Here is a 12,491-nt window from a genome sequence, read left to right on the forward strand (position 1 = left end):
GAAGCCGAAGCCGAAGCCGAAGCCGAAGCCGAAGCCGAAGCCGAAGCCGAAGCCGAAGCCGAAGCCGAAGCCGAAGCCGAAGCCGAAGCCGAAGCCGAAGCCGAAGCCGAAGCCGAAGCCGAAGAAGCCATCGCAGCTGTGCTGGGAACCGCAAGCGAAGAAGAGCCCGCGCCCGCCGTCGAACTGCTGGAAGTGACCGAATCCGAGGCCGGCTTCACCGAAGCAGAGGACGAAGCAGAAGCGGTTGAGGCCGAAGCCCCCGCAGCTTCCCCCGCAGCCGACAGCATCGCCGCCAAGCTGCAGCGCATCCGCGCCGTGGTTGCGCAGACCCCGGAGGAAGACTTCAGCGAGGACGAGCACGCCGACGACGTGCTGGAAGGCGCCGAAGAGGACATCTCCGCCGCCCTGCTGGAAGACGACGGCGCGTCTGAATTCGATGACGAAGGCGACGACGAAATCGCCCGCGCCCTGGACCGCCTGGACCTGAACTCCGCCGCTGCTGAAGCAGACGCTGAGGACACCGCCGAAGCTGAAGAGGCGGCCGAAGATGAGGGGGAAGCGGAAGAGGACGAAGCAGAAGACGGAATTTTCTCCGGCCTCTCCGATGACGCCCCGGAAGCCGAAGCGGACAGCGCAGATGCGGCCGCGGAAGACAGCAGCATTCTGCCGGCCGGCGGCGAAGAAGATGAGCCGCCCGCCCCGGCTCCGGCCCGCGTCCGCATCACCAAGATCAAGCGCGCCGTTTTCGACGAGGCGCTTGCCTCGGGCCAGCTGCAGGAAGCGGAGGAGGAAACTGAAGATTCCGCAGCTGCCGAAGCGGCACAGACCGCCCTCTCGGAAGAGGACGAGGCCGACCTGATGCGCGAACTGGCCGAGGTGGAAGCGGAAATCCTTGCCGCCTCCGAACAGCCCGCCACTGAGGAAGCGCCCGATGAAGAGACCGCCGCAGAGGACACAGCGGAACCGGCAGCTGCCGGGCTGGCCGACAGCGATGTCTCCCGCCTGATGGCCGCCGCCGACGAGAAACTGGAAGACCCGGAAACCGCTTCCTCGCGCGAGGCTTACAGCCAGCTGCGCGCTGCCGTCGCCGCCACCAAGGCCGGCGCTGCGGGCAGCGAAACCGCAGGCGACGATGCCAAGCCTTACCGCGACGACCTGGCCAGCGTGGTGCGCCCGCGCCGCCCCGAATCCCGTCAGGCCGCCTCGGAACGCCCGGCCAGCCCTGCAGCCCGGCCTGCGCCGCTGAAACTGGTGGCAGAACAGCGCATCGACGACGGCGCCGAACAGCAACAGCCGCAACCGATCCGCCCGCGCCGGGTCTCCGCAGGTGTGCTCGCTGCCGGAACCGACGGCGACAGCAGCGGCTTTGCGGCCTACGCCGAAGAACGCGGTGCCGCCGAACTGCATGAGCTGCTGGAGGCCGCCGCGGCCTATATGAGCTTTGTCGAAGGCCGCGACCACTTCTCGCGCCCGCAACTGATGAACACGGTGCGCAGCGCCGGCAGCGAAGGCTTCAACCGCGAGGACGGGCTGCGCTCCTTCGGCCAGCTGCTGCGCGACGGCAAAATCGAACGCTCCGGCAATGGCAAGTTCACCGCCTCCGGCGACATCGGCTTCAAGCCCGGCAAACGCGCCGCAGGCTGAACAGCCTGCAGACCAACAGAAAAGGCGGCCCCGCAAGGCCGCCTTTTTTCATTTCAAACCAGACCGCTATTCACCTTTGCGGAAATACTCCGGGGTGAATTGGCCGAAAGGTCAAGAGGGGCAGCGCCCCTCCCCTTACTGGTCCTTGGCGTCCGGGTCTTCCTTGCCGACGCCGCGGAACACGAACTTGAACGGCAGCACCCAGACAATGCCCAGCGCCACATAGACGATCAGCTCCAGCCACAGCGGCGGCCGGTCCAGCCAGTTCATCACCGTGACCGCAGCCACGATATAAACCGGCATCCCGACCAGCAGGATGACCAGGGCCCAGCGCCGCCGGGCCTTGTAGCTCAGGCCTTGCTTCTCTGCCATCAGTCGGCGAACGGGTCGGTCACCAGGATGGTGTCGTCCCGCTCCGGGCTGGTGGACAGCAGTGCAACCGGGCATTCGATCAGCTCTTCCACGCGCTTCACGTATTTGATCGCATTGGCCGGCAGATCGTTCCAGCTGCGGGCGCCTTCGGTCGACTCGCTCCAGCCCGGCATTTCCTCATAGACCGGCTTGCAGCGGGCCTGCTGATCAGCCGCGGTCGGCAGGTAATCCAGATGCTCGCCGTCGAGGTCATAGCCGGTGCAGATCTTCAGGGTTTCAAACCCGTCCAGAACGTCCAGCTTGGTCAGGCAGATGCCCTTGATGCCGGAGGTGGCGCAGGTCTGGCGCACCAGCGCCGCATCAAACCAGCCGCAGCGGCGCTGACGGCCGGTGGTGGTGCCGAACTCATGGCCGCGGGTGCCCAGGCGCTCGCCATCCGCATCCGGGGTGCCGTCTTCCTTCAGCAATTCGGTCGGGAACGGGCCTTCGCCGACGCGGGTGGTATAGGCCTTGACGATGCCCAGCACGTAATCGATCGAGCCCGGGCCGATGCCGACGCCGGTGGCCGCCTGGCCCGCAATCACGTTCGAGGAGGTCACAAACGGGTAGGTGCCGAAATCGATGTCCAGCAGCGCGCCCTGGGCGCCTTCGAACAGGATCCGCTTGCCCGCCTTGCGCTTCTCGTTCAGCACCTTCCAGACCGGCGCCGCATAGGGCAGGATCTTCGGCGCGATCTCCTTCAGCTGCTCGATCAGCGCATCGCGGTCGATGGGATCGACGCCCAGGCCCTTGCGCAGCGGGTCATGGTGCTGCAGCGCCCGGTCGACGCGGGCCACCAGGGTCGCCTCATCCGCCAGGTCGGCCACGCGGACCGCACGGCGGCCCACCTTGTCCTCATAAGCCGGGCCGATGCCGCGGCCGGTGGTGCCGATCTTGGTGCCCTTGGAGGCCGCTTCCTCGCGCGCCCGGTCCAGCTCGCCATGCAGCGGCAGGATCAGCGGCGTGTTCTCGGCGATCATCAGCGTTTCGGGGGTGATCTCGACACCCTGTTCGCGGACCGTTTCGATTTCCTTCAGCAGGTGCCAGGGATCCAGCACCACGCCATTGCCGATGACCGACAGCTTGCCGCCGCGCACCACACCCGAGGGCAGCGCGTGCAGCTTGTAGACCTTGCCGTCAATGACCAGCGTGTGGCCGGCGTTGTGGCCGCCCTGGAAGCGGGCGATCACGTCAGCGCGCTCGCTCAGCCAATCCACGATCTTGCCTTTACCCTCGTCGCCCCACTGGGCGCCGACTACGACGACATTGGCCATATCCGGTCCTTTACAGTCTGGTTCAAACCCACGCTCATATAGCGATGCTGCGCAGGCAGGGGAACCGCAAATTCGCCGCAGGAGAAGGCTTAGCCAAGGTTTTCGCTCAATCGCAGAGGGCTGCGCCTGCCTGGGCGGGCGCGAATGCGCCGGCTTGCCGCTGATTCCCGTTTACTGAAGGCGTCCACACAGCCGGGCAGAGACCGTCCGCGGGCTGGCGGCGGTACAGAAGTGCATGGCAGTTTATTCCTCCACCACTTCCCCAGTTCAGATTTGAAACTCTCCCTTGCAGAAGAGCCCGCCCGTGGGGGCGGACGGGCTCTGCCCGGCGGCGCTGCGCGCCTTGTTCCGGGCGGATGGTATTTCTCTATGCAGGGTGTTGCGCACCCACCGTACGCCCCGTTCACGCGATCCTCACCCCCTGATGCCACACTGCAATCAGATCGCGATCCCCCAGCCATGGTTCCCGCGCGCGGGGCCATGATACGAGGCCCAGGCATCTGTGCGGCTGAATGGGCAACACCCGGAGACCGGCCCTGATAAAAAGGGGGGCGTCCAGGATATCCTGTCCGAGCAGGCCCCCGGCGGGGTCTGTCCAACTCCACCCCGGCGGCGCCGCCCCCTTAATTGGGACACAGCGCAAAGACGGAAACGAAGCAACAGACACGGCAAGGCAAAACCGCCCCGGCCCGCAAGCGGCCCCGGCGGCCAAAGCTGCGCGCCTTCAGCCGCGCAGATGCACCGGCGCGCCATGCGGGGTGCTCAGATACGCCTCTTCCCAGCGGCTGCGCATCACTTCCGCCTCTGCTGGCGAGGCCGCGCCCTGTTCCGCCAGAAACACCTCCAGCGTTTCCAGCCAGGCGCGGAAGTAATCCTCGCCGCCGTCCAGTTCCCGGCTCAACCCATGGCGTTTCAACGTGGCCGAAAACCGCTCCACCCACTCGCCCCAGCTGAATCGCCCCGCTTCATTCAGATGCACAGTCAGCGCAAAGACTTGCGCGTGCCAGGGTTCGGCAAAAACCGGCTCCGGCACGGATACTTCGGGACAGAGGCTCATAGCGGCTCCAGATAGCTCTGCCACAGGTCCAGCACCACCTCATCCTCCGGATGTTCAGGGTGCGCCCACAAGGAGCTGGCATGAAACCGCACCGCATAAAGCGGCTCCGGCGCCTCGCCCAGCCCATGGGCGCTGCTGTCGGGGAATACATGGGTGCCATGCAGCCGCAGGATATAGCCCTGCGCGCCCGCGGCGTATTGCGGCAGCCGGGTGTGGCCGCCCTCCACCAGTGCATTATCCGCGGGGATTCGCGCCCGCACCGCCTGCCCCGGCGTGAACCGCGGCTTCGGCCCGCCCTCACGGCTGGCCGGTCCGCCCTTGGCCAGCGCGGCAGCCACGTTCTCCGCCTTCAAGGCCCGCTCCGCCAGCGCATGCAGCCCGGTCGCGCCCTGCCCTGCAAGGTCTTCGCGCGTCAGCACCCCCTTCTCGACCAGCAGGTCCGCCAGCGCAGAGATCCATTTCTCGTAATAGGAAAACCGCGTGTAATCCTTGGGTGACAGCCTCTCCCGCGCATGGCGCGAGGTGTCGATATTCCACTGACCCAGCGCACCGCAGGCCAGCGTCACCGCCAGCGCGCGGGCGTGCCAGTCCTCGGCAAAAACCGGCGCGTCCTCAGCCTCAGGCTTCACCGGCCCGTCACCGAATCGCCCGCCCATGTCATGCACCCGGGTCATGCCGGCACCTTCGCCAATCCCGTGCCGATCATGCTGTCACGAGTCACCAGCGCCGCCAGATCGTCCTCGCTCATTCCTTCTGTACCCTCAGGCCGCACCGGCAGCACCAGATAGCGGACTTCGGCGGTCGAATCCCAGACCCGCACCGCGCTTCCCTCGGGCAAGGTCACTCCGAACTCCGCCAGCACCTTGCGCGGCTCCCGCACTGCGCGGGCGCGGTAGGCGTCGGACTTGTACCACCCCGGCGGAATGCCCAGGAGCGGCCACGGGTAGCAGCTGCATAAGGTGCAGACGACCATATTGTGCTGCTGGGGCGTGTTCTCCACCACCACCATATGCTCTCCTTGGCGGCCGTAGTATCCGAGGTCCGCCAGCACCGGATCGGCATCCGCCAGCAGCGCCTCCTTGAAGTCCGGATCACTCCACGCCCTGGCCACCACCCTTGCGCCGTTCTGCGGGCCGATCCTGTTCTGATAGGTGTCGATGATCTCCTCCAGCGCGGCGGGATCGATCAGGCCTTTCTCGGTCAGAATCGTTTCCAGCGCCTTCACCCGCAGGGCAGGATCGGGCGGCAAAAGGGCGTGCGGGTGGTCGGAATGGTCATGAGGCATACCCCATGCTGCTCCCGTGCGGGGGCTTCTGTCCAGTCACGTTTCCTGATGCAAACAATCACGTTGCGTGACGTCCGGGACCGGTTCGCAGAACAGCCTGCAACTCCGCCCTTGCCCCCCCGGGCAATCTTGCCTATTTACCGCCCGGTACTTAGCCAACCGCCGCAGGGACCCATGGAAAACGTTGTTCTGATCATCCATCTTCTTCTGGCTCTCGGCCTCATTGCCGTGGTTCTGCTGCAGCGCTCCGAGGGCGGCGGCCTGGGCATGGGCGGCGGCGGCGGCGGCGCGATCTCCGGCCGCGCGGCAGCAACCGCACTTGGCAAGATCACCTGGGTTCTGGCCATCGCCTTCATCTGCACCTCGATCACCCTGACCATCATGGCCGCGCAGAAATCCGCGGGCTCCTCTGTTGCGGACCGCATCGGCGTGCCGCAAACCGAGGAAAGCGGCGAGGCTCCGGCAGTTCCGGCGCTTGGCAGCGATCTTCTGCCGCCCGCCGAGGGCGACAACGCTCCGCTGGTTCCCAGCGCAGACTGATCCACTACACCTTGAGAGGGTTTTAGGAACCGCAACAGCATCTTGCGGTTCCCTTGCGCATTTCGTGCGAATCCTTTATATATGAAGTCCCGTGATGCTGCGGTTTTTGGACTGATTCCAATCACCGCCGGGCAGCTGAAATCTGACTTCTCACGGGGGCAGCCGAACACATATGGCGCGTTTTATCTTCATCACTGGCGGTGTTGTTTCATCCCTGGGCAAAGGCCTGGCGTCCGCTGCACTGGGCGCATTGCTGCAAGCACGCGGCTACTCGGTCCGCCTGCGCAAGCTGGACCCCTATCTGAACGTCGATCCGGGCACCATGAGCCCGTTTGAGCACGGCGAGGTGTTCATCACCGACGACGGCGCAGAGACCGACCTCGACCTCGGCCATTACGAGCGTTTCACCGGGGTTCCGGCGCGCAAGACCGACTCGATCTCCTCCGGCCGCATCTACACCAACGTGCTGGAGAAGGAGCGCCGCGGCGACTACCTTGGCAAGACCATCCAAGTCATTCCGCACGTCACCAACGAAATCAAGGACTTCATCTCCATCGGCGAAGATGAGGTCGACTTCATGCTCTGCGAGATCGGCGGCACTGTCGGCGATATCGAGGGCCTGCCCTTCTTCGAGGCGATCCGCCAGTTCGCCCAGGACAAGCCGCGCGGCGAATGCATCTTCATGCACCTGACCCTGCTGCCCTATATCAAGGCCTCCGGCGAGCTGAAGACCAAGCCGACCCAGCACTCCGTGAAGGAGCTTCGCTCCATCGGCCTGGCGCCCGACATCCTGGTCTGCCGCTCCGAGGGGCCGATCCCGGTCAAGGAGCGCGAAAAACTGGCGCTGTTCTGCAACGTGCGCGCCGACTCCGTGATTGCCGCGCAGGACCTGAAATCCATCTACGAGGCGCCGCTGGCCTACCACCGCGAGGGCCTCGACCAGGCGGTGCTGGATGCCTTCGGCATCGCCCCTGCCCCGAAACCGAACCTGGAGCGCTGGGAAGATGTGGCCGACCGCATCTACAACCCCGAAGGCGAGGTCAAGGTGGCCATCGTCGGCAAATACACCCAGCTGGAAGACGCCTATAAATCGGTGGCCGAGGCGCTGACCCACGGCGGCATGTCGAACCGCGTCAAGGTCTCGATCGAATGGGTCGATGCGGAGCTGTTCGACAAGGACGACGCCGCCCCCTACCTGCAGGGCTACCACGCGATCCTGGTGCCCGGCGGCTTTGGCGAGCGCGGCACCGAAGGCAAGATCAAGGCGGCGCAATACGCGCGCGAGAACAAGGTGCCGTATCTCGGCATCTGCCTCGGCATGCAGATGGCGGTGATCGAGGCCGCGCGCAACGTGGCGGGCATTGCCGAGGCGGGGTCGGAGGAGTTCGACCACGAGGCCGGCAAGAAACGGTTCGAGCCGGTTGTCTATCACCTCAAGGAATGGGTGCAGGGCAACATGACCGTCGAGCGCAAAGTGGGCGACGACAAGGGCGGCACCATGCGGCTCGGCGCCTATGACGCAGCGCTGGAGGAAGGCTCCAAGGTCGCGGAAGTCTATGGCAGCACCCATATCGAGGAGCGCCACCGCCACCGCTATGAGGTCGACACCAAGTACCGCGCGCAGCTGGAAGAATGCGGCCTCACCTTCTCCGGCATGTCGCCGGACGGCCGCCTGCCGGAAATCGTGGAGTGGAAAGACCACCCGTGGTTCATCGGCGTGCAGTTCCACCCGGAGCTGAAATCCAAACCATTCGCGCCGCACCCGCTGTTCGACGATTTCGTCCGCGCGGCCAAGGACGCCTCGCGGCTGGTCTGACCACCGGGCCGGGAGTGCCGGAAAGAAATTGCAAGGGCGGGCCAATGGCCCGCTTTTTTAGTTTGAAGTTGTAGTTTCCGAACTGCGCCTCTACTACCTGACATCCATCATCCTGATTTTTTCACTGGCTTTAAGGAACTTACATTGAAAAAGGCAGCAATTGGCTTGAGCGCCGTTCTTCTTACAGCGGCATGTATGGACGTTGACCCGAAGTACTCGGATCTGAATGAAAGCGCAGCAAATGGCTTTCCCGAACTTGCGCTGCAACTGGGGCGCGTGAACCCGCCGAAATGCGTATTGCAAGCCAGCGAGTGGGAACCCGTGTTCATCAAGAACAACATTACAACCGGCCGTCGTGTAACCAATGCGCTGAATGGCATGGTCCAGAACGGTCAGATCCTTTATTTTCAGGACAAACGGGTCATCGCAGTCACCGCTGACTATTGCGGGAAGTAGGCGATTTTCCCGGGACCGGAGGCGGTGCACGAAGGTTCTCCCGCCCGTCCCGGATCACATAGGGAGTGATCCACTCCCGTTGGGCCCGGCGCCGCCAAGGCGGCGCAGGGAGAATACAGAAAAAGGCGGGCCGCTGGCCCGCCTTTTGCATTTCGATTGAATGGTTTTTTTCCCGGCTCAGAAGCCGTGCATCCGCTTGGCCCATTGATAGGCCACCACCAGACCCTTCATCCGCGGCAGCATCAGCAGCGAGGCCCCCACAGTGATCACCGACATGATGATCGCCAATGTCCAGGGGTCCGGGCGCAGCTGGGTGTAGACGATGTGCAGCGCAAAGCCGAGGATGTGGCCCACCACCAGGATGGTCAGATAGGCCGGGCCGTCGTCGGCGCGCTGGTGGTGCAGCTCCTGGCCGCACTCGGTGCAGCTGTCGTTCACCTTGAGATAGCTGTGCAAGAGCTTGCCCCCGCCGCAGTTCGGGCAGCGCAGCCGCAGCCCCTTCCACAAGGCGGGCTTCAGCTCCCGCTGCTCAGTCTGCAACACGTCCGCTTGGGTCATCGCGCGTCTCCTTCGGTTCCGCAGCCTGATAGCGCGATTCCCGGATTGAATGCAATCAATATGGAAACATTGATATTGCATTTATTGCCGCATTCCTGCATTGAACCAATCAATCACGACACAAAGCCTGTGCGGAGACCCGACGATGACACAATGGACCCCTGCCCGTCTGGACGGCGCCCGGCCGCGCTACATTGAACTGGCCGAGGCAATCGGCGCTGACATCGACGCAGGCGTGCTGTCCCCCGGCGACCGGCTGCCGCCGCAGCGGCGGGTGGCGCAGGAGCTGGGGGTGGATTTCTCCACCGTGTCGCGGGGCTACGCCGAAGCGGTGCGGCGCGGCTATATCGAGAGCTTTGTCGGCCGCGGCACCTTTGTGCGCAGCCGGGAGGCGCTGCCGGAACGCCCCGACCCGCGCCGGGCGCTGGAAGAAGACCCGATGATGAACATGCCGCCGGAACCGGATGATCCGGCGCTGCTGGCGCGGATGCAGAAGGGGCTGGAGCATGTCGCTGCCAACCTGGTGCCGCTGCTGCGCTACCAGTCGGTGACCGGCAGCCCGCAGGACCGGGCGCTGGCGGCAGAGTGGATGCAGGCCAACGGGCTGGACTGCGCCGCGGACCGGCTGGTGATCACCCCCGGGGCCCATGCCAGCCTCTATGCAATTCTGACAGTCCTGTGCGAACCGGGGTCCACCGTGCTGTGCGAGCAAGTGACCTATCCCGGGCTGCGTTCCATCGCGGCGCGGCTGGGGCTCCGGCTGATCGGGCTGGAGGGCGACAAGGACGGCATCCTGCCAGCGGCACTGGAGCAGGCCATCACCGGCGACTGGCCCGCGGCGCTGTATCTCAACCCCACCCTGCAGAACCCCTCGACGCGGACCATTCCGGCCAAGCGGCGCCAGGAGATTGCCGCGGTGCTGCGCAAGCATGAGCTGCCGCTGATCGAGGATGACGCCTATTGCTTTGTCGACAATGGCGCGCCGGCGGCAATCAGCAGCCTGATCCCCGATCTGGGCTGGCACATCGCCGGCCTCTCCAAATGCTTCGGCGCCGGGCTGCGGCTGGCCTATGCCACAGTGCCGAAACGCGCGCTGCTGGGACAGTTCAGCCAGGCGCTGAGGTCGATGCATGTGATGGTGTCGCCCCTGAACCTGGCGCTCTTGGGACGCTGGATAGAGGATGGAACCGCGGCGGAGATCCAGCGGTTCATCCGCAAAGCCGCGGCACAGCGGCAGGCGCTGGCGGCGGAGGTGCTGCAAGGGTGTTTCATCGACAGCGATCCGCTGGCCTTCAACCTGTGGCTCAGCCTGCCGCGGGGCACCAGCCGGGCCGAGGTGATGGGCCGCATGGCGGGCCGCCAGATCGGCATCATGCCCAGCGATGCCTTCACTGTCTCCGGTCTGCCGCAGGAAGCGGTGCGGGTGTGCCTGGGCGGGCCGATCACATTGGCGGACCTGCGCGAAGACCTGCTGGCGCTGAACGATGCCGTCACCCGCAAGGACTGGCTGGGCTGAGCGGCGGCTGATATGCTGCTGCCGCAACCACAGGAGCCCGCATGATCCGCGCCTTCCGCAACCTGATTGAACGCCAGCTGGCCAAGGCCCAGGCCGAGGGGCAGCTGCAGGGCCTGGAGGGCGAAGGCAAGCCGCTGCCCGACCGCAGCAGCGAGGCGCATGTGGACGCCGGACTGGCCGCCGGAATGCGGATCATGGCGCAGGCCGGCGTGGTGCCGGAGGAGTTCGCACTGAAGGAACAGCTGGCTGAGGCGCGCAGGGATTACGCCGGATTGACCGATCCGGAGGCACGCAAGGCGGCAATGGCGCGGATCTCCGATCTGGAAATGCGCTACAACATGGCGCGGGATGCGCGGAAATCCTTCTTCCGTTAGCGCAACACCCAGTTGTTTCCCGCCGGATTCGCGGTATAGACAGCGCCAAGACCGACCATTCCAAAGAAGAGTGACGCATTATGGCCAATGACGCTTCCACACGGCAGGAACAACTCGACCGCATTGCAACCGGCAAAGGCTTCATTGCCGCGCTGGACCAGTCCGGCGGCTCGACCCCGAAGGCGCTGGCGCTTTATGGCGTGAACGAGGACGCCTATTCGAACGACGACGAGATGTTCGCCGAGATCCACAAGATGCGCACCCGCATCATCACCTCGCCGAGCTTCGGCAAGGAGCGCATCCTGGGCGCGATCCTGTTCGAGAAGACCATGGACGGCGAGATCGACGGCAAGCCGACCGCGGATTTCCTGTGGGGCAACTGCGGCGTGGTGCCGTTCCTGAAGGTGGACAAGGGCCTGGCCGATGAGGCCAACGGCGTGCAGATGATGAAGCCGATGCCGGAGCTGGACGCGCTGCTGGCGCGGGCCAACGACAAAGGCATCTTCGGCACCAAGATGCGTTCGGTCATCAAGGAAGCCAATGCCGAGGGCATCAAGGCGGTTGTTGCCCAGCAGTTCGAGGTGGGCCAGCAGATCGTGGCCGCGGGCCTGGTGCCGATCATCGAGCCGGAAGTGGACATCAACTCTGCCACCAAAGCCGAGGCCGAAGCGCTCCTGAAAGCGGAGATCAAGGCACAGCTGGATGCGCTGCCCGCGGACAGCAAAGTGGCGTTGAAGCTGACCATCCCGACCCAGGCCGGGCTGTACGACGATCTGGCCGATCACGCCAATGTGGTCCGGGTTGTGGCGCTGTCCGGCGGCTACACCACCGACGACGCCTGCGCGCGCCTGGCGCAGAACGCCAAGATGATCGCTTCCTTCAGCCGTGCGCTGACCGAGGGGCTGAACGTTGCCATGTCCGATGCGGATTATGACGCGGCCCTGGGCGCCAACATCGGCAAGATCTACGACGCCTCGCTGTAAGGCTTTGCAGAGCTGACATTGAGAAGGCCGCGCCTGCACCCGGGCGCGGCCTTTTCTGTTGGGCCTTTCCTGGTTGGGCCGTGTCAGTAGCCGTTGTTGCGCCCGGCGCAGCAGACTGCCAGCACCAGCCCCGCACCGCTGAGGAAGGGCAGCCAGAAGAAGCGCAGCGCGGTGAGGGTGAACCACCCCGGCTGGTCCTCCGGCGCCTGGCCCGCACCGCCGAGCCAGGCCCAGAAGATCAGCGCCGAGGCGGAGATCACCACCCCCGTCAGCGCCAGCAGCCAGCGTGCGGACCTAGGCATCTTTCCGTCGCTGACGGCCAGCCGTTCCGCCGTGCGGCTGGCGGCGAGCCAACCGCTCACGCCGCCTGGGTCAGCGAGGGGCGCAGCCCCGTGTAGCTGACCTTGTTCTCGTTAACTGCCAGGTAGCGCTGCGCCTCCTCGCGGTCTCCGAAGCTCAGCGCCTCGTCATAGAAATAGGTGATCCGGTCCCCGGTCCGGGACAGCAGGCCGCCGCTTTCAAACAGGATGAACCACTTCTTCTGCACCAGTTGCATCAGCCTCACTCCTTTCTGAAG

Annotated in this window: 15 protein-coding genes; 7 read left to right on the plus strand and 8 right to left on the minus strand. The window is 65.1% G+C overall.

Annotation, left to right across the window (positions count from 1 at the left end; all coding sequences use genetic code 11):
• Nucleotides 1-1,644: chemotaxis protein CheA (locus A9D60_RS26765; protein WP_254656794.1), on the plus strand; the 1,644-nt coding region annotated here is incomplete at its 5' end.
• Nucleotides 1,645-1,779: 135 nt separating this feature from the next.
• Here the strand turns inward: A9D60_RS26765 and A9D60_RS24455 are convergent.
• From A9D60_RS24455 to nthA, 5 genes are all read right to left on the minus strand, one after another.
• A complete protein-coding gene (locus A9D60_RS24455) occupies nucleotides 1,780-2,016 on the minus strand; it encodes a DUF2842 domain-containing protein (RefSeq protein WP_065269994.1) in 237 nt (78 codons plus the stop codon).
• A complete protein-coding gene (locus A9D60_RS24460; RefSeq protein WP_065269995.1) occupies nucleotides 2,016-3,329 on the minus strand; it encodes an adenylosuccinate synthase in 1,314 nt (437 codons plus the stop codon). Before A9D60_RS24460 ends, A9D60_RS24455 begins: the two co-directional genes overlap by 1 nt.
• Before the next feature lie 724 nt (nucleotides 3,330-4,053).
• Nucleotides 4,054-4,386, minus strand: coding sequence for a nitrile hydratase accessory protein (locus tag A9D60_RS24465; protein WP_065269996.1), 333 nt, complete (start codon nucleotides 4,384-4,386; stop codon nucleotides 4,054-4,056).
• On the minus strand, nucleotides 4,383-5,060 hold the full coding sequence (gene nthB, locus A9D60_RS24470; RefSeq protein ID WP_065269997.1) for a nitrile hydratase subunit beta: 678 nt from the start codon (nucleotides 5,058-5,060) through the stop codon (nucleotides 4,383-4,385). Before nthB ends, A9D60_RS24465 begins: the two co-directional genes overlap by 4 nt.
• Nucleotides 5,057-5,671: a nitrile hydratase subunit alpha gene (gene nthA, locus A9D60_RS24475; protein ID WP_065269998.1), complete on the minus strand. Its 615-nt coding sequence runs from the start codon at nucleotides 5,669-5,671 to the stop codon at nucleotides 5,057-5,059. Before nthA ends, nthB begins: the two co-directional genes overlap by 4 nt.
• A 174-nt stretch (nucleotides 5,672-5,845) precedes the next feature.
• Here nthA and secG point away from each other — a divergent pair, with 174 nt between their 5' ends.
• The 3 genes from secG to A9D60_RS24490 all read left to right on the plus strand — a co-directional run bounded on the left by secG (nucleotide 5,846) and on the right by A9D60_RS24490 (nucleotide 8,483).
• Nucleotides 5,846-6,211 carry a preprotein translocase subunit SecG gene (gene secG, locus A9D60_RS24480; RefSeq protein WP_065269999.1) on the plus strand — a complete coding sequence of 122 codons (366 nt, stop codon included), beginning with the start codon at nucleotides 5,846-5,848 and terminating at the stop codon, nucleotides 6,209-6,211.
• Between the two features lie 172 nt (nucleotides 6,212-6,383).
• The gene (locus A9D60_RS24485) at nucleotides 6,384-8,027 is read left to right on the plus strand and encodes a CTP synthase (protein WP_065270000.1); all 1,644 of its coding nucleotides are present in this window, start codon (nucleotides 6,384-6,386) and stop codon (nucleotides 8,025-8,027) included.
• 144 nt (nucleotides 8,028-8,171) lie between these two features.
• A complete protein-coding gene (locus tag A9D60_RS24490; RefSeq protein ID WP_141118053.1) occupies nucleotides 8,172-8,483 on the plus strand; it encodes a hypothetical protein in 312 nt (103 codons plus the stop codon).
• A 177-nt stretch (nucleotides 8,484-8,660) separates the two neighbouring features.
• On the opposite strand, the gene A9D60_RS24495 is transcribed toward A9D60_RS24490, so the two are convergent.
• Nucleotides 8,661-9,041: a DUF983 domain-containing protein gene (locus A9D60_RS24495; protein ID WP_065270002.1), complete on the minus strand. Its 381-nt coding sequence runs from the start codon at nucleotides 9,039-9,041 to the stop codon at nucleotides 8,661-8,663.
• Nucleotides 9,042-9,186: 145 nt separating this feature from the next.
• On the opposite strand from A9D60_RS24495, the gene A9D60_RS24500 reads away from it, so the two are divergent.
• The 3 genes from A9D60_RS24500 to A9D60_RS24510 all read left to right on the plus strand — a co-directional run bounded on the left by A9D60_RS24500 (nucleotide 9,187) and on the right by A9D60_RS24510 (nucleotide 11,914).
• Complete coding sequence (locus tag A9D60_RS24500; RefSeq protein WP_065270003.1) at nucleotides 9,187-10,557, plus strand: aminotransferase-like domain-containing protein; 1,371 nt, start codon at nucleotides 9,187-9,189, stop codon at nucleotides 10,555-10,557.
• Nucleotides 10,558-10,598: 41 nt separating this feature from the next.
• Nucleotides 10,599-10,931, plus strand: coding sequence for a J-domain-containing protein (locus tag A9D60_RS24505; RefSeq protein WP_065270004.1), 333 nt, complete (start codon nucleotides 10,599-10,601; stop codon nucleotides 10,929-10,931).
• An 80-nt stretch (nucleotides 10,932-11,011) separates the two neighbouring features.
• Nucleotides 11,012-11,914 (plus strand): fructose bisphosphate aldolase, encoded by a 903-nt coding sequence (locus A9D60_RS24510; protein WP_065270005.1) that lies wholly within the window; start codon nucleotides 11,012-11,014, stop codon nucleotides 11,912-11,914.
• Nucleotides 11,915-11,997: 83 nt separating this feature from the next.
• Here A9D60_RS24510 and A9D60_RS24515 read toward each other — a convergent pair whose 3' ends face one another.
• The gene (locus A9D60_RS24515) at nucleotides 11,998-12,276 is read right to left on the minus strand and encodes a hypothetical protein (RefSeq protein ID WP_241482671.1); all 279 of its coding nucleotides are present in this window, start codon (nucleotides 12,274-12,276) and stop codon (nucleotides 11,998-12,000) included.
• Nucleotides 12,273-12,470 carry a hypothetical protein gene (locus tag A9D60_RS24520; RefSeq protein ID WP_019296134.1) on the minus strand — a complete coding sequence of 66 codons (198 nt, stop codon included), beginning with the start codon at nucleotides 12,468-12,470 and terminating at the stop codon, nucleotides 12,273-12,275. Before A9D60_RS24520 ends, A9D60_RS24515 begins: the two co-directional genes overlap by 4 nt.
• Nucleotides 12,471-12,491: the final 21 nt, after the last annotated feature.

The organism is Leisingera sp. JC1 (assembly GCF_001679925.1).
In the GTDB taxonomy this organism is placed as follows: Bacteria; Pseudomonadota; Alphaproteobacteria; order Rhodobacterales; family Rhodobacteraceae; genus Leisingera.